Below are 21,827 nucleotides of genomic sequence, written 5' to 3'. Positions count from 1 at the left end.
GCTTCAATCGGAGAACCGCTTTGCTCATCCATCGCCAGGCAACGTCCCGGCGAGACTTACCGCATGGCTGCGTGCACCGCGCGTGCGGCGCGCAGCACACCTTCGTCCGTGCCACGTGCGCCGATCAAAGACAAGCCGACGGGCGCCCCCTCGATCCGCGTCCACGGCATGCTCACTTGCGGCAGACCTGCGAGACCCGCGACGCACAGCATCTGCTGCGAGCGGGCGCGCGTGTGATCGACCGTTTCCGCCGACGCATCCGCGCGGGGTGCGACGCCCGGCACCGTCGGCACGATCCAATACGTGTCTTGCGCAAGCGCATCGGCCATCGTGCGGATCGCTTCGACGCGCACACGCTGCGCGTCGGCGATCTGTTCGCACGTGATGGTCCGGCTCATCGCAAAGCGCGCGCCGACGTCGCGCCCAAAGCTGGCGGCGTGCTCGTACGCCCAGACGCCGTAGCGTTGCGCGATTTCCGCCGCCTGCAGCACGCGAAACGCCTGAGCCCAATCAACAAGCGACGCCTTGGGCTCGACGAACGTCACCGCGTCGCCGAGCGCTGGCAGCGATGCTTCGAAGCACGCCAACACGGGTGCGTCGACGCAGGCGAGCAGGCTGCGCGGCACGTGCAGGTTGATGGGTTCGTCGCGCTCCATGACGATGCTGCGCGCCAGCACTTCGAATACGTCGGCGAGCCTGCGTGCGTCCCTCGCGAACCAGCCCACCGTGTCGAAACTGTGCGCAAGCGTGAGACAACCATCCGACGCGACGCGCCCATGCGTGGGCCGCATGCCCCACACGCCGCAATAGCTCGCCGGCAAGCGCACCGAGCCGCCGCAATCGGTGCCGAGCGCGATGTCCGCGTGTCCTGCCGCCACCGCCACCGCGGAGCCCGACGACGAGCCGCCCGGAATGCGCGCAGGATCGGCGGGATTGACGGGCGTGCCGTAATGCGCGTTCACACCGGCGAGGCTGTAGGTCAGTTCATCGGTGACGGTTTTGCCGATCCAACGCGCGTCTTCTTCGAGCAGTGCGCGAACGGCCAGCGCGGTTCGAAGGCCCACCGGCTGCTCGTCGCGCCACGCGAGATTGCCGCTGCCCGTGCGAAGCCCGGCGATATCGAACACGTCCTTCACCGCGAGCCTCAAGCCCGCGAGCTTGTCTCCCACGCGCGGCGGCCGCGCGGCGGCAGGCAGCGCATCAAAGCCGTCGGCAACGAAGGCCCCATGCAAACCCGGTTGCAACAGATCGCTTTGCATCACGATGGGTCCATCCAGCTGACATGCGCCGCCACCACGCGCCATTGACCTTCGATACGCGCCCACGTCTGCGACTGGCGCCCGATGCGTGCCTCGCCCGCGCGCGTGAACGTAATGTTCGCGACGGCGAAATCCGCGCCGAACGTCGTCACCGAACGATCAACGATAGTGCGCATCAGGCCCTTGCCTGGGCGCTGCGCACGAAATGCGCGGATCGCATCGTAGCCTTGCAGGTTTTCCGTCGCGCCGAAGCGCAGCGTATGCGGGCTGTTCCAGAAGAGTGCGTCGAGCACGGCAACGTCGTTGGTCGTGAGCGCGCGCTCGTATTCATCGAATGCGGCTTCGACGGCCGCGAGCGTCTCGGGATCGTTAATCGACTCTGCGCTCATACGACTTCACCCGAGAGTTCGGCCAGGGCACGCGCGAAGAGCTCCATCGGCGCCGTATAAAGGCCGCGACCCAGCAAGCCCGCGCATCCGTCGGCGCCGATCATCGCGATCGCGGCGAGGGGTGCGATACCTTCGTGAACCACGCGCGCCGCATCCAGCACGCCGGGCAACTCCACGAACACGGGATGCGATCCCGTATGCACGCGCGTTTGCCCGTCGCGCCACCCGGCGGGCAGGTACGGCTCGAACGCTTGCGCGGGTTCCCGCGCGAACGCGAGCGCCTGTGCACCGAAACCCGCCGCATCGATGACGCCGCTGTCGCCCGTGAGCGGCGCGGCGGCTGTCTGCTGTTGCGGATCGAGGCGCGGGCCTTCTGGCGCGTGCGCGGCGGCGACGAGCCAGCGCGACGGCGCACCCGCGAGCCGGATGCCCACGCGCTCGCCGTTGCCCGCCAGTGCCACGACGAGCGTCGACGCCGACGGGCTACCGCGCGAGGCCGCCGACAACATCAGCGCGCACGCGGCCATCCATAGTGTCAGAAAGAAGAGCGGCGTCTGCGCCAGCATCGCGTCGACGTCGGCATGATCCCGTCGCTGAGCAAGCAGCGCACGCAGCGCAGCGGTCGCGCCCGAGGTGCGCGCATGGAGATCGTCGCCGTCATCGAAGCCGGTTCGCGCCAGTGCGAGCAGATCGATTGGACCCTGTGCGAGCGCTTGATCGAGCGCGGGCGCGAGCACGCAGTCGCGCCATTTCATGCGTTCGAGTATGCGTATGTCGCGGCTGCCGAAACGGATCTGCGGGCCCGCGCCGCTACCGAGCAACGACCACGCGCGCGCATCGGGATGGTTTGCGTCCGCGACTTCGACCAGCATCGTGCGCGGCGAGACGACGGCCGCGAGCGGCGTGACCACGCCATATGACTGCGCACATTCGAGCCGGACGTCGCCCTGTTCGATCAGACGCTCCGCGTGCGCTTCGTCCTTCGCCCAGCCTTCATACAGACAGCACAAAATCGCCGACGAGCGCACCGGCGCGGAGGGCTTGCGCGGATCGTCGAACGGCGGGCCCGCGTGCAGCAGCGTGAAATCCGGAAGACGCACCGCGTCGCGCGCCGCCACGACACCGCGCCATTGCGGACGCACCGCATGCACGCGGCTCAGCGCACGCGTATTGGCATCATCGGCATGCATGGTCAGCGGCTCGCAAAGCTGAAGAATCCGCGCAAGCGCGACCACAGAATCTTCCAGAACAGATTGCCGACGTCCAGCGGCGCGTTTGCGGGCTGGACGCGCGCGGTCGCACGCGATTCGATGCGTGGCTCTTGTGCAGGCGTTTCAGCTTTTCTTGCTCCCGGTTCCGTTACGGCAACTGCCTGCACCACCGGCGTTGGCTCGACTCGTAGCGTGGCGCTCATTTCCGCCGTGCCCACTTCGTCCAGCTTCCCCTTGAGATTGTCCGCGAACGCCTCGGTCAGGCGTGTGGCCAGTTCCTTCACGATGCCGCCTCGCGAAAACTGCGCGAGACTGCCGCTGATCGCGTAATCCAGCTTCACGTCGACGCGTGTTTCGCGCGTCCCCGTCTCTTCGAGCGCGAACGACGCCACGCCTTTGACGCGCGACGCGCTCTTGCGATCCACGCCCGTTCCGCTGATGCTGCCGCAACGCTGCGCATCGTCGAGCTTCATGTCGCCGTCGCCTGCGAATGACGCGACGATCGGCCCGAGCTTGACGGTCATCGCGAGCTTGAGCATCCCGTTCTCGACGGGCGCCGTGAGCGAAGCGCCCGGCAGGCATGCGACGATGCCGGGCGTATCGTGAAAGCGCGCCCAGACTTCGTGGCAGGGATAAGGCACGGTGAAGCTTTGTTCGATTTCCATGATGCGTCGGTCCGTATTCGGAGTTTCAGGCGGTCACCGCGAGCTGCACGGGCGCGTCCGCGCGCGCACGGCGTGCATCGAGCACGCGTCGAATCGCGCGCACGATACCCACATAGCCGGTGCAGCGGCACAGGTTGCCGGAGAGTTCGAGACGCACGCGGGCGTCATCGGCGTCGGGCAGGCGCGTGACGATATCCCGCGCGGTCATCAGCATGCCCGGCGTGCAATAGCCGCACTGCAGCGCGTGCTCGGCCGTGAATGCAGCACGCAGTTCGTTCATGGTCGCGTCGTCGTCGAAGCCTTCGATAGTGCGCACCGCGCTGCCCGCGCAGCTGATCGCTGACGTGATGCAGGAGCGCGTGGGCACGCCGTCGACGTCGATCGTGCACGCACCGCACACGCCCTGCTCGCAGCCGATGTTGGTGCCGCACAGCATGCGCTGCTCGCGCAGAAAATCCGCGAGGCTGGTGCGCGGCTCGACGCGGTCCACGACGGGCGCGTGATTGACGACGAGTTCGATCGTCTTGATGTATGCGTCGTTCATGATGCTGTCCCGTCCTGATGGCGAATGGCCGCCGCCGCGCGCACGAGCGCGACGCGATGCACTTCGTGTTCGTAGCTGCCCGCTTCGACGCCCGCCGCTTCAAGGTGCGCATCGAAACACGCGGTATCCGGATCGGCGTCGCGCAGCAGTGCGCGGGCATCGTCGATCGCGTAAGGCGGCGCGTCGATTGCGCCAATTACCGCGCGGCACACGCCGCGCGCCGCGTCGTCGATGAACACGGCAATCGCCTCCGCGAACTCGCCCGGCTTGCGGTTGAACTTGTAGTAGCTCCAGCGCGCCGTCGGCGAGAGCCGCGCAAAGCGCACGCCTGTGAGGATCTCGTCCGGCTCGAGCGCGGTCGTGAACGCACCCGCCATCCATGTGCGATTGCCGATCGTGCGCGCGCCGCCCGGCCCCGCGACGAGAAACGTGGCATCGAGTGCGCACATCGTGTTGATCCAGTCGGCGGCGGGGTCAGCATGCGCGAGACTGCCGCCGAGCGTGCCGCGATTGCGCACCGCGCGATAGGCGATGCCGCGAGCGACATACTCCATGAGCCCGCGTGTGCCCGTTTCGACCTTGCCGTCCTCGATCTCCGCATGCGTGATGCACGCACCGAGCGCAACGGTTTCTCCTTCGATGCTGCATGCGCGCAACGCCGCGATGCCGCGCAGATCGACGAGCATTTCGGGCTGCGCGAGCCGCAGGTTCATCATCGGTCCAAGCGACTGACTGCCGGCCACGAACTTGCCCATGCCTTCCGTGGGACCGATGAGCGCAATCGCCTCGTCGCAGGCGAACGGCTTTGCGTAATCGTAAGTAGCGGCTTTCATGCGGGCATGCCTTTGCGCGTATCGGCTCGATGCGCGGGCCGCTTCGCGAGGGCTTCGACGACCAGGCGCGGCGTGATCGGCAACTGGTCGATACGCACGCCGAGTCCGCGAAGTGCATCGTTGACGGCATTGGCGAGCGCGGCGGGCGGACCGATCGCCCCGCTCTCGCCGATGCCCTTCTGGCCGAACTCCGTGTAAGGTGCGGGCGTCTCCATGTGTTCGATGCGAATCGCGGGCACTTCCGTCGCGCCGGGCAGGATGTAATCGGCGAGCGTCGAGGCGAGCGGCTGACCGTCTTCGCTATAGGGCATCGCTTCGTAGAGCGCCGTGCCGATACCTTGCGCCGCACCGCCGTAGACCTGTCCGTCGACCACCATCGGGTTGATCAGCACGCCGCCGTCTTCCACGATCGCGTAATCGAGGATTTCGGTCTGGCCCAGCGCCGGATCGACCGCGACGACCACGGCATGACACGCATAGCTGAAGGTGCCCGAATCGCGTTTCGCCTGATAGGACGTCGAGACTTCGAGGCCGCGCGGGTCGACGTCGGGCGGCAGCAATTGCGGCGCGAGATACCATGTGCGCGCGATCTCCTGCAAGGTGCGCCGCCCTGTCTTGCCGGCGACCGCGCCGCTTTCCCAGCGCACCTCGCCGATGGGCTCCTGCAGCAGATGCGCGCCGATTGTCATCAGCCGCGCCTTGAGTTCCTTCGAAGCGCGGCCGACCGCGCCGCCCGCCATCACGATCGAGCGCGAGCCCCACGTCCCGGTGGAATACGGCGTCACGCCCGTATCGCCGAGCACGATGCGCACGCGGTCCGTGTCGATGCCGAGCACTTCATGAGCGATCTGCGCGAGCGTGGTCTCCATGCTCTGTCCATGTGAATGGACGCCCGCGCGCACTTCGAGCACGCCGTCGGGCGTGAGGCGGATCACGGCCGCCTCGTAGCCCGGCACCATCGGAATGCCCCAGCCGTGATACACGGATGTCCCGTGCGCGCCCTGCTCGCAGAAGACCGACATGCCGAAGCCGATACGCCTGCCGTCCGGCTCGCCGCAGCGCTGTCGTGCGCGCACCGCAGGCAGGTCGATCGCGGCCATCGCACGGCGCACTGCCTCGGGATAGTCGCCGCTGTCGAAGTGCTTCCCGGTGATGTTGTCGTAGGGCATCTCGTGCGGCTGCACGAGATTGCGCAAACGCACCTCGTAAGGTTCGATACCCGCTTCGAGCGCAATCGCATCCATGATCGTTTCGATCGCAAAGCACACGCCCGTTCGCGCCACGCCGCGATAGGGGAGGATCGGCGGCTTGTTGGTCGCGACCGACCACGTGCGGCAGCGAAAGCGCTCCATCTTGTACGGCCCAGGCAGAATGCTGCCGACCTGCGCCGCTTCGAGGCATGCGGAAAACGGATACGACGAGTACGCGCCCGAATCGACGTGCGCGTTGCACTCGACTGCGAGCAAGCGGCCGTCGCGGTCCGCATAGCCGGTAATGTCGTAATCGTGCTCGCGGCAGTTCGCATTCGCGGTGAGCTGCTCGCGACGGTCCTCGATCCAGCGCACGGGCTTTTCCAGTTGCATCGCGAGCCAGCCGCAGCACACTTCCTCGGGCAGCAGAATGCCCTTGTAGCCAAAGCCGCCGCCGACATCGGGCGCGATCACGCGTACCTGTCCTTCGTCGAGGCCGAGACATTCCGCGAGCCCCGTGCGCGTGATGTGCGGCATTTGCGCGGACGTGTGCACGATCAGTTGCGACAGGCGGCGGTCCCAGTGCGCGACGACGCCGCGCCCTTCCATCGGCGCCATGCTCTGACGCGCGGTGCGCAGCTTGCGATGCACACGGATCGGCGCATCGCGGCGAATCGCGTCGAGATCGACGTCGGGGTTCGCATCGACGAAGGTTTCGAGAAAGACGTTGTCGCCCCAGTGCTCATGCACCAGCGCCGAATCTTCGCGGCGCGCGTCGAGCATGTCGACCACGGCGGGCAGTTCCTCGAAATCGACGAAGACCTGTGCGGCGATATCCTCCGCCTCGGCGCGCGTCGCGGCCACGCACATCGCGATGGTTTCGCCGACCTGGCGCACCTTGCCGCTCGCGAGCACGGGCTGCTGCGAGCTTTTGAAGCCTGCCAGCCCCGAATTCGCGACGATGGGCCTCACGCCCTCCAGATCGGCGAGTGTATAGACGGCGTGTGCGTGCGCCTCCGGCTTTTCGATGCCGACGATATGACCATGCGCAATCGGGCTGCGCACGAATGCCACATCGACCATGCCGACCATGCGGATGTTGGGCACGTACTCGCCGCGCCCGTGCATGAAGCGCTCGTCTTCCTTGCGCGTCAGCGAAGCGCCGATGCCTTGCGGACGATGGATGTCGCCGCGTGATTGGGGACGTTTGATCATCGTGTGTGAGCCTCGCGTTCTCAGGCCGCGCGCGCGAGCGGCAAGGTCGGCGAAACAGCGTCGTGACGCACGCCGTCGCGCAGGCAGAAGAGCGGCGACAGCAAGCGGTCGGTGATGACCTGCGTGCCCTCGTTGTCCTCCAGAATCCAGCGGCCGCGACGGTCGTCGAGCACGCTGACGTCCGCGCCGCGCCCCACTTGCAGCGAACCGATCTGCTCTTCCATGCCGACCATCTTTGCCGCGTTGCAGGTCGCCATCGCGACGACGTGCTGCAGCGGCAGACCGAGCGCGAGCATGCTGGTCATCGCGCTGACGAGGCTGAACTGCGTGCGGCCGAGAAACGAGTGCTCCTCGTCAGGATGGCTGTCGGGCGTGCCGGCGGGCGCGGGGACATGGGTGTTGTAGCCGTGCATGTCGGCGCCGAGCGTGTCGGGCACGACGCCCGCGTCGAGCACGATGCGGGCCGTCTTGAAGCTGAAATGCGAGCCATGCCCGACGTCGATCTTCAGGCCGCGCGCGACCGCTTCATGCACGAGCGGATGCAGTTGCCCGTTCTCCTCGACGAAACCGCCCGGATGACGGCTGAACGGATGCGCGAGGATATCGCCGGGCTTGAGCGTCTCGACCACCTGATTGAAGATGGAATCAGCCTGCACCGGCAACCCGCCGCTTTCCGGCTTCGGCCACAACTGGCCGAAGTGGATATACAGCGGCAATTCGGCGCCACGGCCGATCTTTGCGGCGATCTTCATCACATCGAGCCCCCACCGCGCAAAGCCGCCTATTTCGGCGTGCGCCTTGATACCCTTGACGAGATCGGCATTGGCGCGGATCGACTTGATGGTTGCAGCGGCGTCGAGGCACTCGGGGCGATACAACTCCGGGTAGTAGTGACCTTCCAGTCCGCCAACGAGGTAAGCGGAAATGAAAGCCAGCACACGCGTGGCCGAGCGGTCCGCCACGTAATGCCGGAAGCCCGGTATCGTGATGCAGCTGGGTCCGCCCTGATCGATGATCGTCGTCACGCCCGATTGCACGCCGCACTGATCCGCGTTGAGGCCGAAGCGGCCCGTGACGTACTGATAGATGTGGCCGTGCGTGTCGATGAGGCCCGGCAGCACCAGTTTCCCGCTGCAGTCGATCACCTCCGCCTGGCGCGCGTGCACCGCAATATCGGAGCCGATCCCGGCGATGATGCCGTTGTCCACCAGAACGTCGAGCGTGGCGTCGAGCTTCTGGGCCGGATCGATGACGCGGCCCCCTTTGAGCAGAAATCTTGACATGTACGGTGCGCCAGGCGAGTTGGAATATGCGTGGTGTACCGCAAATTGTGTGCCGGTTTTTCAGCGCCACATGAATAGTTGAATTTTCCGATTTGAATCATCTGGTTAGCGATCGGGGTCATGCCACGATGCGTGCCGTACCACGGATTTTCGCATTCGGACCTCGCACCAACTCGGACGCAGCCGCAGCATGTGCCGCACCATGTGCACGCGCGATGCATTGTTATGGTGATTCGGTGGTGTACCCCACATTTGCGGCAAGAGACGAATTCGTCCTAGAATGCGCATTGAAGACCCTGTCGCTTGTCCTTTTACTTCTGAGTCGCTGATATGCGAACCACCGTCACCGATCACATCGACATCAAAAGCATTCGTGCAGAGCTTGCCGAACGGCAAGCGCGCTCGCCGCTGTTTTCGCGGCCGGGCTTTCTGATCCGCCGCTTGCATCAGATCCACACGTTTCTGTTCGTGCAGGAAACGAGCGAATTCAATATCACGCCGGTGCAATACAGTCTGCTCACCGCGCTGGACTCACTCGGCGAAATGGATCAGAACTCGCTTGCCATCGAAGTCGGACTCGAGCGCTCCAGCGTCGCGGAAGTCATACCGCGGCTCAACGCACGCGGGCTCGTGACCCGCACGCTGGCCGCCCATGACAAGCGACTGCGGCTCGTCAAGCTCACCCCCGCCGGCAAACGTCTGGTCAGGAAGATGGCCGACGCGGTGCAGCGTGCGCACGATCGCACCATCGAGCACCTGTCGCCCGTCGAGCGCGATGTCTTCATGCTCCAGATGATCCGGCTGGTGGAAGCCAACCACTCGGACGATCTCGTGCCCTTCCGGCTGCCCGACAGCCAGCTGCTCGCCCAGGACGAAAGCGCGGCCGACGCACCCTGAATTTCCCGCTTATCAACGGCGGGGCCAATCGACGGTATACGTTTTTTTTCGACCTGCCTTCATTTGATAAGCTCTTCGGCCATGCCAGACATCAAGCTGAACATGACGCCCGACGAGCGCCCCGCTATCGCGTCACACGCCACGCTCACACGGGCAGATCGCGTCTACTACGCGCTGCGTGAAGATATCTTCGACATGCACCTTCTGCCGGGTGACCGGCTCACGGAAGGTGCTATCGCCGAACGCTTTTCGGTCTCGCGCACGCCCGCGCGAGAAGCGTTGCAGCGACTGCAAAGCGATGGCCTGATGCAAGGCTATGTGCGCGGCGGCTGGGAAGTCGTGCCGATCGACAACAAGCGCTTCGACGATCTCTACGAGATGCGTCAGATGATCGAAACCTTCGCCGTGCGCAAGCTTTGCGATAACGAGGCACCGCCGCCCGGACTGCATCCCCTGCTCGATACGCTGGACGGGGTCTGGAAAGTCGGGCACGCGCGGCGAATCACCGATGGCCGCAAGCTCGTCGAACTGGACGAAGCATTCCACCATGCGCTGATCGCGGCTGCGGGTAACGAGGAACTGACTTCGACGATGCAACGCGTCACCGACCGCATTCGCGTCGTGCGTCGGCTGGATCTCGTGCACGGCGACGGCATTGCCGAAACGTATGACGAGCACGCCGCGATTCTCGACGCTATTCGACGCGGCGACGGCGCCCAGAGCGTCGAACTCGTGTCGCGTCACATCGGCGGCAGCCAGGCCAGCGTGCGCGGCCTCACCATCCAGCGCCTGCTGACAGCGCGCACCGCGACGGGGCGCGAAGCAACCGCGCACGCACCGGCAAGGCCCCGGCGCACCATCTGACGGCATCACGCGCCATCGCTTCGAGTCCGCTGATACAGCGCCGAAAGCCTTGCCCAGCAAGTCCCATCAGGGTTTCCACCAAGCCTTGGCACGGATCTCGCGTTGATTCATGCGCTTGTATACAAGGACACGTTAATGCCTGTGGAACACGCGCACGTCGCAGCCAACACACTGAATCCCACGCGCGGATCGCGCGGCATGGCGGTCGCACCGCACTCGCTCGCCTCACAAAGCGCCCTTGCCGTCCTGCGTGAAGGCGGCAACGCGGTCGAAGCGATGATCGCCGCCGCCGCGACCATCGCGGTGGTCTATCCGCACATGAACAGCATCGGTGGAGACGGCTTCTGGCTGATCTCGCGCCCCGGCCATGCGCCCATTGGCATCGAGGCGTGCGGCGCGGCGGCGATGCGCGCCGACATCGAAACGTATCGCGCGCTTGGCCTGAGCGCGATTCCCGCACGCGGTCCGCTCGCGGCCAACACGGTCGCGGGCACCGTGTCCGGCTGGGACTTCGCACATCGCTTTTCGAAAGACACGCTGGGCGGCTGCTTGCCCGTCGCGCGGCTGCTCGAAGACGCGATTCATTATGCGAAGAGCGGCATTCCCGTCACGCGCAGCCAGGCCGAGTGTATCTCGAGCAAGCGCGGTGAGCTGGAAAGCGTGGCCGGCTTCGCGCAGACCTTCTTGCCCGACTCGCGTGCACCGCGCAGCGGCGAGCGCTTCGTCAACGCGCGCCTCGCCGCCACGCTCCAGCAGCTCGCCGATGCCGGTCTCGACGACTTCTATCGCGGCGATCTCGCGCGCAGCATCGCGAGCGATCTTGCGTCGCTGGAAACACTCGTCACGCTCGACGACCTGGAACGGCACAGCGCCCGCGAACGCGCGCCGCTCGCACTCAGGCACACGCTCGGCACGGTCTACAACATGCCGCCGCCGACTCAAGGGCTCGTCTCGCTGCTGATTCTCGGCGTGCTGGATCGCGTCCTCACCGACGACATGGACCCGCTCGGCGCAGAGTTCGTGCACGCGTGTGTCGAGGCGACCAAGCTCGCCTTCAAGGTGCGCGACGAACATGTGACCGATCCGGACCATATGCGAATCGACCCGATCATGCAACTCGATCCCGCTGCACTCGACGCGATGGCTGGCAAGGTGTCGATGTCGCGCGCCGCGCGGTGGGGCAAAGGCCGCGGTCCCGGCGACACGGTCTGGATGGGTGTCATCGATAACGATGGGATCGCGGTCAGCTTTATCCAGAGCATTTATCACGAGTTCGGCAGCGGGATCGTGCTGCCGAACTCGGGCATCAACTGGCAGAACCGCGGCTGCAGCTTCTCGCTCGATCCGGCGTCGCTCAATCCGCTGATGCCGGGCCGGCGCCCGTTCCACACGCTCAATCCGGCGCTCGCGCAATTCGCCGATGGCCGCTCGATGGTCTACGGCAACATGGGCGGCGACGGCCAGCCACAGTCGCAGAGCGCGGTGTTCTCGCGCATCGCACGATTCGGCTGGAATCCGCAGGCTGCGATCGACGCGCCACGCTGGCTGCTCGGCCGCACCTGGGGGCAGTCCACCGACTCGCTCAAGCTGGAAGCACGCTTCCCTGCCCAAACCATCGACGCGTTGCGCGCGCTCGGCCACGACGTGGAAGTGCTCGCCGCATACGACGAAGCGATGGGCCACGCAGGCGCAATCATTCGTCATCCTGACGGCCTGTTCGAAGCGGGAAGCGACCCACGCAGCGACGGCGCCGCCGCAGGCTGGTAACGCTCGCTTTACGCCGCATCGATTGAAAGCACTCTCACCGTCCGGTTCGGCATGCGTTGGACCGGAAGGCATGTTTCATCCTTTTGATTTGCAACGTAACCGGGGAACGCAGATGAACACACGCATCCAGACGATGCACGACGATGCCGCCGCAAGCGCGCCCGCCACCGCGACACATAATCGCTGGCTTCAGCTAGGCCTCGGCCTGCTCTGCATGATGGCAATCTCCAGCCCGCAATACGTATGGACGCTGCTGACCAAACCGCTATCGGCGAAGCTTGGCGTGCCGCTGCCTGCCTTGCAAGTGACCTTCTCGCTGCTCATCATCTTGCAGACATTCTTCTCGCCGTTTCAGGGCAAGCTGATCGATCGCTTCGGTCCGCGTCTCCTTATCTCGCTCGGCACGGTGATGTCGGGCCTGAGCTGGGTGCTTGCGTCGATGGCCGCGAGCACGACGATGCTCTATCTCACGTACGGTCTCATCGGCGGGCTCGGCACGGGCATCGTCTATGTCGGCGTGGTCGGACTGATGGTGCGCTGGTTCCCCGATCGCCGCGGCTTCGCGGCGGGTGCTGTGGCCGCGGGCTACGGCATGGGCGCAATCGTGACCACGTTCCCGATCTCGGCGTCGCTCGCGGCGCGCGGGCTCGATGCCACGCTGTGGATTTACGGCATCGCGTTCGCGATCGTGGGCTTGGTCGCATCGCAGGGCCTGCGCGTGCCGCGCGATGCTGAACCGGCGAATGCATCGGCTGAGGCAGCCTCGAGCGTGCCCAACCTCCGACCTTCGCAGATGATCAAATCGCCGCTCTTCTGGCTCATGTTCGCGATGATGACGATGATGTCCACGTCGGGCCTCATGGTCACCTCGCAGATGGCGACCTTCGCGGCCGACTTCGGCATCACGAAGGTCATCGTATTCGGCATGGCTGCGCTGCCGCTCGCGCTGACCATCGACCGCTTCACCAATGGGCTGACGCGTCCGCTGTTCGGCTGGGTGTCCGATCGCTTCGGCCGCGAAAACACGATGTTCTTCGCGTTCGCGCTGGAAGGCGTTGCGATGGCGCTGTGGCTCCTGACGCGCGACAACGCCGTGTTGTTCGTGCTGCTGTCGGGCGTCGTGTTCTTTGGCTGGGGCGAGATCTTCTCGCTGTTCCCGTCCACGCTCACCGATACGTTCGGCACGCGTCACGCCACCGAGAACTACGGCTGGCTGTACATCTCGCAGGGCATCGGCTCGATCTTTGGCGGGCCTCTCGCGGCACTTTTGCATCAGCATGCGGGAAGCTGGGTGCCGGTGTTCGGTGTGGCGATCACGCTGGACATCGGCACGGCCGTGCTCGCGCTGTTCGCGCTCAAGCCGATGCGTGTGCGGTTTTTCAAAAAGACGTTGTCATAAACGTCAGACGAACCGCGTTCAACATTTCCACGGCGCAGTCACCCGCGTAGATGTGAGCGACACGGCCTTCCCGCACCGCCGCGAAGGCTATAACTTCCTCGTGCTCCACATGAATCAGAACATTCGACCGCTGGCCTGATAGCTGTTGTAGCGGGCAAAGCGGAGGAAAGCATGGCAGACCTTCATCTCAACACGAAAGAGATTGTGCGGACTGTCGCGGATCTGCCATGCCCACCCGGCTTGCCCCTGCTGGGAAACCTGTTTCAGAAGGGCCCCAAAGTAGCCGTCGGCGAATGGTCACGATAGCTGCTTTGGCCGACGCCCTTCTATCGAGCATCGGCAGCTTCCGACCCCGGAGCCGCCCGTCGAAAGGGATCAGGACCGCTACTGCAACCGTGTTCGGTGCAATCCAAATCCTTATTGCCCCAGGAAGTCCAGTAGCATCTGATTGAATCGCTCTGCATGCTCCCACTGCGCCCAATGCCCGCAGCGCCCGAACACATGAAATTCGGCATTCGGCAGACCCCACACGAGGCGCAACCCGACGTCCAACGGCACGAATCGATCATCACGCCCCCAGATCACGAGCGCCGGCGCCTTGATCTCGTTCAGCCGGTGACCATAGTCCGGGAACTGCTTCGGATTGGCCGTCAGACTCTTGACGAAGTTCTCGAGATGATCACGCCGCGCGAGCATGTTATCGAGCCGCGTCTGCATCAGCTCTTCCGTCATCGTGCTCGCATCGTAGACGAAGACGTTGAGCATCTTCTTCAGGTTCTCGAGCGTCGGGTCCCGATACAGTCCTTGCAGCAGCTTGATGCCTTCCGTCGGCATCGGCACGAACTGGCTCGGACCGCCCGTGCCGCCGCCCATCAGCACCAGCTTGCCGACACGCTCCGGATACGACAGCGCGAAGGCCACCGCGCTATGCCCGCCCATCGAGTTGCCGACGAGATGCGCGCGCTCGATGCCAAGCGTATCCAGCACGCCCTTCAGCACGCGCGCGTTGAGGTCGGAGCGCGAGCCGGTGCAGACGATCGAATCGCTTTTGCCCCAGCCGGGACAGTCGACGAGGATCACGCGATAACCGGCGTTCGCGAACGCATCCACATTGCGATAGAAGTTGGCCCAGCCGCTCGCGCCCGGACCGGAGCCGTGCAGCAGGACGAGCGTTTCCTTGCCCGCGCCGGTGTCGTTGTAATGCACGCGCAGTTCCGTGCCGCCTTCCAGCACGTTCACGTACTTGCTGGTCGCGGCTTCCGTATGAGTCACAGTGTCAGTCATGTCGATATCCTTCGTCAGATCGATTCGGTTCCAAGCGTGCGCGAGCCGTCGGCCGACTCGCGCGGAAATTTCGCGACCACCGCGAGCGCGCCGAGCGCCGCGATCACGATGAGCGGGATGCTGGAGATCACGAGCATCGACGCGCTCTGGCCGAGCGCCAGCAATTGCCCGGCGATCAGCGGGCCGACCATCGAGCCGACGCGGCCCACGGCCACCGCCGCGCCGACGCCCGTGCCGCGAACCTGCGTCGGATACGCGCCGCCGGCGAGCGCATACAGCACCGACTGCGCGCCAACGAGAAAGAGACCCGCCAGCAGTCCGCCGCACGCCATTGAGACGCTGCCCGTCGCGCTGGCGAGCGCAAGCAGCGCAGCCGCGATGCCCGCATACATGCCGACCACGACCGGCCGCTTGCCGATGCGATCCATCAGCCCCGCGATCACGATCGCGCCAATGCCGCCGCCGATGTTGAACATCATCTGCACGATGCTCGCCTGCACGGGCGCCAGGCCGCGCGAGAGCACCATCGACGGGAGCCAGTTCATCAGGAAGTACAGCACGATCAGCGTGCCAAGATAGCTGATCCACAGCATGACGGTCGTGCCCGCGCGGCCGTCGCTGAAGAGCGCGCGCACGACGCCCTCCTTCGCCTCGAGCGTCGCACACAGGCTCGCCGCGATGAAATGCGTCGACTCCTTCAGCAAGAGCGCGAGCAGCGGCAAGGTCAAGAGGGGCCCGATGCCGCCGACGTAGAAGATATGCCGCCAGCCTTCATCGCCCGGGCTGAGAATGCCGATCACCGCTGCGAGCGCCGCGCCGAAGGGCATGCCGCAGTACATCGCGCCGACCGCCGTGCCGCGCTGTCCGGGCGGCGCTGCTTCTGCGCACAGTGCGATCAGGTTCGGCATCGCCGCGCCCAGACCGAGGCCCGTCAGGAATCGCACGACAAGCAGGCTCTGCAGATCCCACACCTGGGTCGTCGCAATCGAAAATATCCCGAACAGCGCGACCGACATCATCAGCACCCGCTTGCGGCCGATGCGGTCCGCGAGCCTGCCGCCGAGCGCCGCGCCCGGCAACAGGCCGAGTGCGCCGATGCCGAACGCCCAGCCGAGTTGCGCGACAGCGAGATGAAACTCACGCGCCATGCGCGGCGCGGCGACGCCGGTGGATTGCAGATCGAGCCCTTCGAGCAGCGCGACCACGAGGCACAGGCCGATGGTGAGCGCGCCGCCGGCGCGCGCGGATGAAGCCGTTGACGTTTTCATTGATGTCTCCAGGTTGAACGATGCGGCGCTCTTCATGGCGCTTCGCGTATCGGATGGTTCAGGCGTGCGCTTCGCGCTTTTTCAGATCGAGCGCGACGTCGACGATCATGTCTTCCTGACCGCCCACCATGCGCCGCTTGCCCAGCTCGACGAGAATGTCGACGGCTTTCAGGCCGTACTTGTTCGCTGCGATTTCCGAATGCCGCAGGAAGCTCGAATAGACGCCCGCATAACCGAGCGCGAGCGTCTCGCGGTCCACGCGCACCGGCCGGTCCTGCAGCGGGCGCACGATATCGTCCGCCGCATCGAGCAGGCGATACAGATCGGTGCCGTGGTGCCAGCCCATGCGCTCGACCGCCGCAATGAACACTTCGAGCGGCGCATTGCCCGCGCCCGCGCCCATGCCCGCGAGACTCGCATCGACGCGATCGCAGCCCTCCTCGACCGCGACGATCGAGTTGGCAACGCCGAGGCTCAGGTTGTGATGCGCGTGCATGCCCGTCTGAGTCGCGGGATCGAGCGTCGCCTTGAGCGCCATGAAGCGCGCGCGGATGTCGTTCATGTTCATCGCACCGCCGGAATCGACCACGTACACACAGGTCGCGCCATAGCTTTCCATCTTCTTCGCTTCGACGGCAAGGTTCTCGGGCGTCGTCATGTGGCTCATCATCAGAAAGCCGACGGTGTCCATGCCGAGGCTGCGGGCATATTCGATGTGCTGCTTCGAAATATCCGCTTCCGTGCAATGCGTCGCGACACGCACGACACGCGCGCCCGCATCGTACGCGGCTTTCAGATCGTGAATCGTGCCGATGCCGGGCAGAAGCAGCGTCGCGATCTTCGCGTGCCTCACCACATCGGCGACTGCCTCGATCCATTCGAGATCGCTGTGCGCGCCGAAGCCATAGTTGAAGCTCGAGCCCTGCAGGCCGTCGCCATGCGCGACCTCGATGCTGTCGACCTTCGCTTCGTCCAGCGCGCGGGCGATGTCCTGCACGTTCTGAATCGAATACTGATGACGAATCGCGTGCATGCCGTCGCGCAGCGTCACATCGGAGATATAGAGTTTCTTGTCCATGATCGAATGCTCCTTGCTTCAGGCGTTCACGAGCGACGCGGCCATGCGCTCGGCCGTCGCCAGCGCGGCGGAAGTCATGATGTCGAGATTGCCCGCGTAGGCGGGCAGATAGTGCGCCGCGCCTTCCACTTCGATGAAGACCGAGGTCTTGAGTCCGCTGAAACGGCCGAGGCCGGGAATGTGCAGCGGCGCATTGGCGGGGATGTCGTCGAACTGCACGGACTGCTTCAGCCGATAGCCGGGTACGTAGGCCTGCACGGCCGCCGCCATCCGTTCGACCGACGCTTCGATCTGCGCGCGGTCAGCCGCTTCGGACAGCACATAGACCGTGTCACGCATCATGAGCGGCGGCTCGGCCGGATTGAGCACGATGATCGCCTTGCCCTTGCCCGCGCCGCCGACCGCTTCAATGGCCTTCGACGTCGTCTCCGTGAACTCGTCGATGTTGGCGCGCGTGCCCGGTCCCGCCGACCTGCTGCTGATCGACGCGACGATCTCCGCGTAATGCACCTTCGCGACCCGCGACACGGCGGCGACCATCGGGATCGTCGCCTGTCCGCCGCACGTGACCATGTTCACGTTCGGCGCATCGAGATGCGCGTCGAGATTCACCACGGGCACGCAGTACGGGCCGATCGCGGCGGGCGTCAGATCGATCACGCGAATGCCGGGCTTGAGCGTGCGCAGGAACGCGTCGTTCTTCACATGCGCACCGGCGGACGTCGCATCGAACACGAAGTCGATCTCGTCGAACACGGACAGGCGCGTGAGGCCTTGCACGCCTTCATGCGTCGTCGCCACGCCGAGCTTCGCGGCGCGCGCGAGGCCGTCGGAGGCCGGGTCGATGCCGACCATCGCCGCGACGTCGAGATGACGGCTGCGGCGCATGATCTTGATCATCAGGTCCGTGCCGATGTTGCCGGACCCGATGATCGCGGCCTTGCGTTTGGTGTTGTCTGTTGCCATGGGGATGTCTCCGTCTGTTACTCGCTGAAACTGGCGCGCACGCTGCCGAGCCCTTCGATATGCGCCGTATAGGTGCCCGCTGCTTTGACCGCGACCATCGGGCCGAGCGCGCCCGTCAGCACGATGTCGCCCGCGCGCAGCGGCGTGCCGAGCCGCACCATGCGGTCCGCGAGCCACGCGGCCGCGTTGAGCGGATTGCCGAGACACGCCGTGCCATTGCCGCGCGACAGGATTTCGCCGTCCTGCGTGAGCGTCATCGCGCAGGCGGTAAGGTCGATGTCGCGCAGCAGAACCGGTCGGCTGCCGAGCACGAACAGCGCGCTCGATGCGTTGTCCGCGACGGTGTCGAAGAAGCGGATGTCCCAGTCGCGGATGCGGCTGTCGACGACCTCGATTGCGGCCAGCGCATACGCGGTCGCGCCGATCAGATCCGCAAATGTGTTTTTTTCGGCGGTCAGATCGCGTTCGAGCACGAGCGCGATCTCCGCTTCGACCTTCGGCTGGACCAGCGAGGCAAGCGGCATCGGCTGGCTGTCGCCGTAAGCCATCGACGCGAACAGTGCGCCGAAGTCCGGCTGACCGACGCCCAGTTGCTTCTGCACCGCCGGCGAAGTCAGGCCAATCTTTCTGCCGACGAGGCGCTCGCCGTTCGCCGCGCGCAAGTCGTTGTTGACCTGCTGGATCGCGTAGGCGAGCGTCGCGTCGCCTTCGGGACAGGCTTCGCGCAGCGGCGCGATCGTCTGACGCGAGGACTGCGCTTCACGCAGGCGCGCGGCCATCGACTCGATGCGGTTGTCATCCGACATGTTCTATCTCCTGGAAAGGGTCTGTTCGTGCGCGTGCATCGCGCCGAAGCCCGCGATCCATTCGGGAATCGCGCGGTAGTAATCGATCGATGCCGCGTAAGGGCCGCTCGCTGCGAGCGCGCCGAATGCCGCGACCCACGTGCGGATCTCGTGCGCGGATTTGCCTGCATCGCGTGTGATCGCTTCGTTCGTGAGGCCATCGGCGGCGGCGATTTCGCCGCGTTCGAGGAGTTCGAGAAGCGCGCGGTCCCAGGCGGGATTGAGCGGATGCAGACGGCTGTCGCCCGCCGCGAATGCTTTCGCCGCGGCGATGGTGCGCGACTGCCGCGCATTGCGCGATTCCGGCGACGGGTTGCGCCCCGCGATCAGGCGTTCGGCGACGACATCGTCCGCGGCCGCGATTTCCGGCACGGGCGGCTCATGCGACATGCCGCCTGAGCCGATCAGCAAAACGCGCCGGTTCATGCGCGCGGCGGCACGGCCGATCGCATCGCCGAGCAATCGGGCGCGGCGGCACGAGGCCATCGGCGGTGCCACCGAGTTGATGAAGACGGGCACCACCGGATATCGGTCAATGCCACCCGTGAGCACGTCGAGCGCCTGCGCGCAGCCGTGATCGACCTGCATGCGATACGACACGGCGACATCGATATCGCTCGCGAGCGCGGCATCCGCGAGCGCGAGCGCCACATCCCGTGCGACGGGCAACGGGCCGGCCGCGCTGTTGAAATCGCCGATAGCCGTTGCTCGTACGCCGATGCAGAACTGCGGCATCACGTCGTAGAAGAAACCGTTGTAGTGATCCGGGGCGAATACGATCACCAGTTCCGGATCGAACGCGTCGACGCGCTCTCGCGCCACGCGCTGCACGCGCTCCACTTCCGCGACGACTTCCGGCGCAGGATCGAAATACCCGTGCAAGGGCGTGTGCGACATGCATTCGAGATGGATCGGCATGTCAGGCTCCCACCAGGTCGGCGGCGGGCGCGAGCGTCGTGTCGTTGGCCGTTGCGTCCGGTGTCGTGGCAAGCGCCAGCTTTTGCGCGAGCTGCGAAACGCAATCCGATACGCGTTGCCGTGCGCACATGCCGGCCACGAAGCGATCCGGCCGCAACAGCACGACCGATTCCGGCACACGCGAGAACCATTCGCGCAGGCGCGAGTCGACATCGCCGATGGCGATTACGTCTTCGGGCACGTCATCGTGGAACGCGAGCTGCGGGTCGGGCTTCGCGATCACGAAGCATCCGCCGAGCGCGCGCCAGATGCGGCGCGCCTCGGGCGTCAGGCCGAAAGTCGGGTCCGCGCCCCAGCCGACGATCGCGAAGCGGTTGCCGATCGCGTCGTCGAGCCGGATGATGCCGCCATCCGCGAGACGCACGCGCGGCTGGATGAACATGCGGCCCACGGGCGTGCCCGCCTGCGCATCGCGGCCATGCACGACGCGCCCGATCAGCGATTCGCGCTTCTCGCTCATGAGGCCGATGAGGCGTCCGAGTGCAGCGTGCCCGCGCTTCGCAATCATGCGTGCGAGCAGGCCGTCGCACCGCTCGCGGCGCGTGAGTAGCACGACGCCTTCTTCATAGCGCGGCATCGGCTTAAAGCGCATCTCGACGAAATAGCGCTTCATGGACGGCAGCACGTTGAAGCTGCGCACGAACGCGTCGCGCACTTTCGATCCGAAGAAGCTCGTCGGCGCGAAGATATCGCCCGCGACTTCCGAGAGGTGGATCATCGAGCGCGCGTGGGCGCGCCGCTCCATCGTGTAGGTATCGAGCAGCGCGTCGCGGGCCGTGCCTTTCACGACCATCGCCAGCTTCCAGCCGAGGTTGCTCGCGTCGCGAATGCCGCTGTTATAGCCCTGCCCCTGCCACACCGGCATGATGTGCGCGGCGTCCCCCGCGAGCAGGATGCGCTTCACGCGGAACGTGCTCGCAAGCCGCGCGTTATGTGTGTAGACCCGCTGACGGATGTAATCGACCTTGTCCGGATCGGCGACCACGCCGCGCACCAGCGCCGCCATGTTCTCCGGCTTCGAGAGTTCTTCCTCCGTCTCGCCGGGCATCACCATGAATTCGAAGCGCCGGATGCCGTGCGGCAGCGCCGCCGAAACATAGGGACGCCGCGCGTCGCAATGCAGATAGATATGCGGCGAGCCGATCGGATCGTTGCGCACGTCGAGCACGATCCATTGATTCGGCTTCGTGCGGCCTTCGAACGGCACGTCAAGCGTGCGGCGCACGAAGCTGTTGCCGCCGTCCGCGCCGACCATGTACGCGGCCCGGATCGTCGCCTTCGCGCCGTGCGCGTCCGTCGCTTCGATCGTCACGCCGCGCTCGTCCTGCGCGAAGCTGTCGACGCTGTGGCCGAACAGCGTCGATACATGCGCGAAGCGCGCGAGACCGCGATACAGAATCTGATCGGCGAGCGGCTGAATGAAGGCATTGCGGCGCGGCCAGCCGAACTCGTCGGTCCGCGGCTCGATCGACGCGAAGCACTTCCCTTTCAGCGTGAAGCGCATCCAGTGATTCGGCGTCGTATGCGGGAGCAGTTCGTCGACGAGCCCGACCGACTGGAAGACGCGCAGCGCTTCGTCGTCGAGGCCGATGGCGCGTGGATAGTCGATGATCTGCGCGAGCTTCTCGATCACGGCGACGCGCACGCCCTGCAGACCGAGAATGTTCGCGATCATCAGGCCGACCGGGCCCGCGCCGATGATGGCGACATCGGCAACGATCGAACGATGTGTCGTTTCGTGAGGATGAGCGCGGCCGTTGCCGGCCGCCGGGTCAAAGGCGGGGCGCATGCTTGTCTCCTGAATGGGCTTGTCCGATGTGCTGAACGAACGGCGCCTGCCTCTTGCATCGCTCTCGCTCGTTCAAATTGTGAGTCCAGTCTATGGGCGGCAG

The 21,827-nt window shown here is 65.5% G+C and carries 19 protein-coding genes; 4 read left to right on the top strand and 15 right to left on the bottom strand.

Annotation, left to right across the window (positions count from 1 at the left end; all coding sequences use genetic code 11):
* Positions 1–56: 56 nt before the first annotated feature.
* The 8 genes from BPHY_RS22895 to BPHY_RS22860 are packed head-to-tail and all read right to left on the bottom strand — an operon-like array spanning position 57 to position 8,589.
* On the bottom strand, positions 57–1,259 hold the full coding sequence (locus BPHY_RS22895) for an amidase (RefSeq protein WP_012403837.1): 1,203 nt from the start codon (positions 1,257–1,259) through the stop codon (positions 57–59).
* The gene (hpxZ, locus tag BPHY_RS22890) at positions 1,259–1,648 is read right to left on the bottom strand and encodes an oxalurate catabolism protein HpxZ (RefSeq protein WP_012403836.1); all 390 of its coding nucleotides are present in this window, start codon (positions 1,646–1,648) and stop codon (positions 1,259–1,261) included. Before hpxZ ends, BPHY_RS22895 begins: the two co-directional genes overlap by 1 nt.
* A complete protein-coding gene (locus BPHY_RS22885; RefSeq protein ID WP_012403835.1) occupies positions 1,645–2,838 on the bottom strand; it encodes a YlbE family protein in 1,194 nt (397 codons plus the stop codon). Before BPHY_RS22885 ends, hpxZ begins: the two co-directional genes overlap by 4 nt.
* 2 nt (positions 2,839–2,840) lie before the next feature.
* Positions 2,841–3,524, bottom strand: coding sequence for an SRPBCC family protein (locus BPHY_RS22880; protein ID WP_012403834.1), 684 nt, complete (start codon positions 3,522–3,524; stop codon positions 2,841–2,843).
* 25 nt (positions 3,525–3,549) lie between these two features.
* The gene (locus tag BPHY_RS22875; protein WP_012403833.1) at positions 3,550–4,068 is read right to left on the bottom strand and encodes a (2Fe-2S)-binding protein; all 519 of its coding nucleotides are present in this window, start codon (positions 4,066–4,068) and stop codon (positions 3,550–3,552) included.
* Positions 4,065–4,901, bottom strand: coding sequence for an FAD binding domain-containing protein (locus BPHY_RS22870; protein WP_012403832.1), 837 nt, complete (start codon positions 4,899–4,901; stop codon positions 4,065–4,067). The genes BPHY_RS22875 and BPHY_RS22870 overlap by 4 nt, the downstream gene beginning before the upstream one ends.
* The gene (locus BPHY_RS22865; RefSeq protein ID WP_012403831.1) at positions 4,898–7,306 is read right to left on the bottom strand and encodes a xanthine dehydrogenase family protein molybdopterin-binding subunit; all 2,409 of its coding nucleotides are present in this window, start codon (positions 7,304–7,306) and stop codon (positions 4,898–4,900) included. The genes BPHY_RS22870 and BPHY_RS22865 overlap by 4 nt, the downstream gene beginning before the upstream one ends.
* 20 nt (positions 7,307–7,326) lie before the next feature.
* Positions 7,327–8,589 (bottom strand): amidohydrolase/deacetylase family metallohydrolase, encoded by a 1,263-nt coding sequence (locus BPHY_RS22860; protein WP_012403830.1) that lies wholly within the window; start codon positions 8,587–8,589, stop codon positions 7,327–7,329.
* Positions 8,590–8,919: 330 nt separating this feature from the next.
* Between BPHY_RS22860 and BPHY_RS22855 the strand changes: the two genes are divergently transcribed.
* The 4 genes from BPHY_RS22855 (at position 8,920) to oxlT (ending at position 13,516) form a co-directional block, all read left to right on the top strand.
* Positions 8,920–9,486 (top strand): MarR family winged helix-turn-helix transcriptional regulator, encoded by a 567-nt coding sequence (locus tag BPHY_RS22855; protein ID WP_012403829.1) that lies wholly within the window; start codon positions 8,920–8,922, stop codon positions 9,484–9,486.
* A gap of 81 nt (positions 9,487–9,567) precedes the next feature.
* Positions 9,568–10,350, top strand: coding sequence for a GntR family transcriptional regulator (locus BPHY_RS22850; RefSeq protein ID WP_012403828.1), 783 nt, complete (start codon positions 9,568–9,570; stop codon positions 10,348–10,350).
* A gap of 135 nt (positions 10,351–10,485) precedes the next feature.
* Entirely contained in the window at positions 10,486–12,117 is a 1,632-nt protein-coding gene (locus BPHY_RS22845) for a gamma-glutamyltransferase family protein (RefSeq protein ID WP_012403827.1), read from the top strand.
* Between the two features lie 112 nt (positions 12,118–12,229).
* Complete coding sequence (gene oxlT / locus BPHY_RS22840) at positions 12,230–13,516, top strand: oxalate/formate MFS antiporter (protein WP_041764570.1); 1,287 nt, start codon at positions 12,230–12,232, stop codon at positions 13,514–13,516.
* Between the two features lie 417 nt (positions 13,517–13,933).
* Here the strand turns inward: oxlT and BPHY_RS22835 are convergent, their stop codons facing one another.
* Genes BPHY_RS22835 through BPHY_RS22805 form a run of 7 tightly spaced genes read right to left on the bottom strand, consistent with a single transcriptional unit; the run spans position 13,934 to position 21,724 of the window.
* Positions 13,934–14,800 (bottom strand): alpha/beta fold hydrolase, encoded by an 867-nt coding sequence (locus BPHY_RS22835; RefSeq protein WP_012403825.1) that lies wholly within the window; start codon positions 14,798–14,800, stop codon positions 13,934–13,936.
* A 14-nt stretch (positions 14,801–14,814) separates the two neighbouring features.
* A complete protein-coding gene (gene mhpT, locus BPHY_RS22830) occupies positions 14,815–16,068 on the bottom strand; it encodes a 3-(3-hydroxy-phenyl)propionate transporter MhpT (RefSeq protein WP_012403824.1) in 1,254 nt (417 codons plus the stop codon).
* Positions 16,069–16,126: 58 nt separating this feature from the next.
* Positions 16,127–17,149 (bottom strand): 4-hydroxy-2-oxovalerate aldolase, encoded by a 1,023-nt coding sequence (gene dmpG / locus BPHY_RS22825; protein WP_322789037.1) that lies wholly within the window; start codon positions 17,147–17,149, stop codon positions 16,127–16,129.
* Positions 17,150–17,164: 15 nt separating this feature from the next.
* Entirely contained in the window at positions 17,165–18,112 is a 948-nt protein-coding gene (locus tag BPHY_RS22820; protein WP_012403822.1) for an acetaldehyde dehydrogenase (acetylating), read from the bottom strand.
* A 17-nt stretch (positions 18,113–18,129) separates the two neighbouring features.
* Positions 18,130–18,918, bottom strand: coding sequence for a 2-keto-4-pentenoate hydratase (gene mhpD, locus BPHY_RS22815; protein ID WP_012403821.1), 789 nt, complete (start codon positions 18,916–18,918; stop codon positions 18,130–18,132).
* A 3-nt stretch (positions 18,919–18,921) separates the two neighbouring features.
* Complete coding sequence (locus BPHY_RS22810; RefSeq protein ID WP_012403820.1) at positions 18,922–19,875, bottom strand: 3-carboxyethylcatechol 2,3-dioxygenase; 954 nt, start codon at positions 19,873–19,875, stop codon at positions 18,922–18,924.
* Position 19,876: 1 nt separating this feature from the next.
* Positions 19,877–21,724, bottom strand: coding sequence for a bifunctional 3-(3-hydroxy-phenyl)propionate/3-hydroxycinnamic acid hydroxylase (locus tag BPHY_RS22805; protein ID WP_012403819.1), 1,848 nt, complete (start codon positions 21,722–21,724; stop codon positions 19,877–19,879).
* Positions 21,725–21,827 lie beyond the last annotated feature (103 nt).

Source organism: Paraburkholderia phymatum STM815 (genome assembly GCF_000020045.1).
Classification (GTDB): domain Bacteria; phylum Pseudomonadota; class Gammaproteobacteria; order Burkholderiales; family Burkholderiaceae; genus Paraburkholderia; species Paraburkholderia phymatum.
This window is presented reverse-complemented; position numbering and strand designations above follow the sequence as displayed.

Excerpts from the sequence above, each read along its gene's own strand:
- BPHY_RS22875 (WP_012403833.1), bottom strand. The coding sequence starts at position 4,068 with ATGAACGACGCATACATCAAGACGATCGAACTCGTCGTCAATCACGCG.
- BPHY_RS22880 (WP_012403834.1), bottom strand. The coding sequence starts at position 3,524 with ATGGAAATCGAACAAAGCTTCACCGTGCCTTATCCCTGCCACGAAGTC.
- BPHY_RS22850 (WP_012403828.1), top strand. The coding sequence starts at position 9,568 with ATGCCAGACATCAAGCTGAACATGACGCCCGACGAGCGCCCCGCTATC.
- BPHY_RS22855 (WP_012403829.1), top strand. The coding sequence starts at position 8,920 with ATGCGAACCACCGTCACCGATCACATCGACATCAAAAGCATTCGTGCA.
- mhpD (WP_012403821.1), bottom strand. The coding sequence starts at position 18,918 with ATGTCGGATGACAACCGCATCGAGTCGATGGCCGCGCGCCTGCGTGAA.
- BPHY_RS22820 (WP_012403822.1), bottom strand. The coding sequence starts at position 18,112 with ATGGCAACAGACAACACCAAACGCAAGGCCGCGATCATCGGGTCCGGC.
- BPHY_RS22845 (WP_012403827.1), top strand. The coding sequence starts at position 10,486 with ATGCCTGTGGAACACGCGCACGTCGCAGCCAACACACTGAATCCCACG.
- BPHY_RS22805 (WP_012403819.1), bottom strand. The coding sequence starts at position 21,724 with ATGCGCCCCGCCTTTGACCCGGCGGCCGGCAACGGCCGCGCTCATCCT.
- hpxZ (WP_012403836.1), bottom strand. The coding sequence starts at position 1,648 with ATGAGCGCAGAGTCGATTAACGATCCCGAGACGCTCGCGGCCGTCGAA.
- BPHY_RS22865 (WP_012403831.1), bottom strand. The coding sequence starts at position 7,306 with ATGATCAAACGTCCCCAATCACGCGGCGACATCCATCGTCCGCAAGGC.
- BPHY_RS22895 (WP_012403837.1), bottom strand. The coding sequence starts at position 1,259 with ATGCAAAGCGATCTGTTGCAACCGGGTTTGCATGGGGCCTTCGTTGCC.
- BPHY_RS22870 (WP_012403832.1), bottom strand. The coding sequence starts at position 4,901 with ATGAAAGCCGCTACTTACGATTACGCAAAGCCGTTCGCCTGCGACGAG.
- BPHY_RS22885 (WP_012403835.1), bottom strand. The coding sequence starts at position 2,838 with ATGCATGCCGATGATGCCAATACGCGTGCGCTGAGCCGCGTGCATGCG.
- BPHY_RS22835 (WP_012403825.1), bottom strand. The coding sequence starts at position 14,800 with ATGACTGACACTGTGACTCATACGGAAGCCGCGACCAGCAAGTACGTG.
- oxlT (WP_041764570.1), top strand. The coding sequence starts at position 12,230 with ATGAACACACGCATCCAGACGATGCACGACGATGCCGCCGCAAGCGCG.
- BPHY_RS22860 (WP_012403830.1), bottom strand. The coding sequence starts at position 8,589 with ATGTCAAGATTTCTGCTCAAAGGGGGCCGCGTCATCGATCCGGCCCAG.
- mhpT (WP_012403824.1), bottom strand. The coding sequence starts at position 16,068 with ATGAAAACGTCAACGGCTTCATCCGCGCGCGCCGGCGGCGCGCTCACC.
- BPHY_RS22810 (WP_012403820.1), bottom strand. The coding sequence starts at position 19,875 with ATGCCGATCCATCTCGAATGCATGTCGCACACGCCCTTGCACGGGTAT.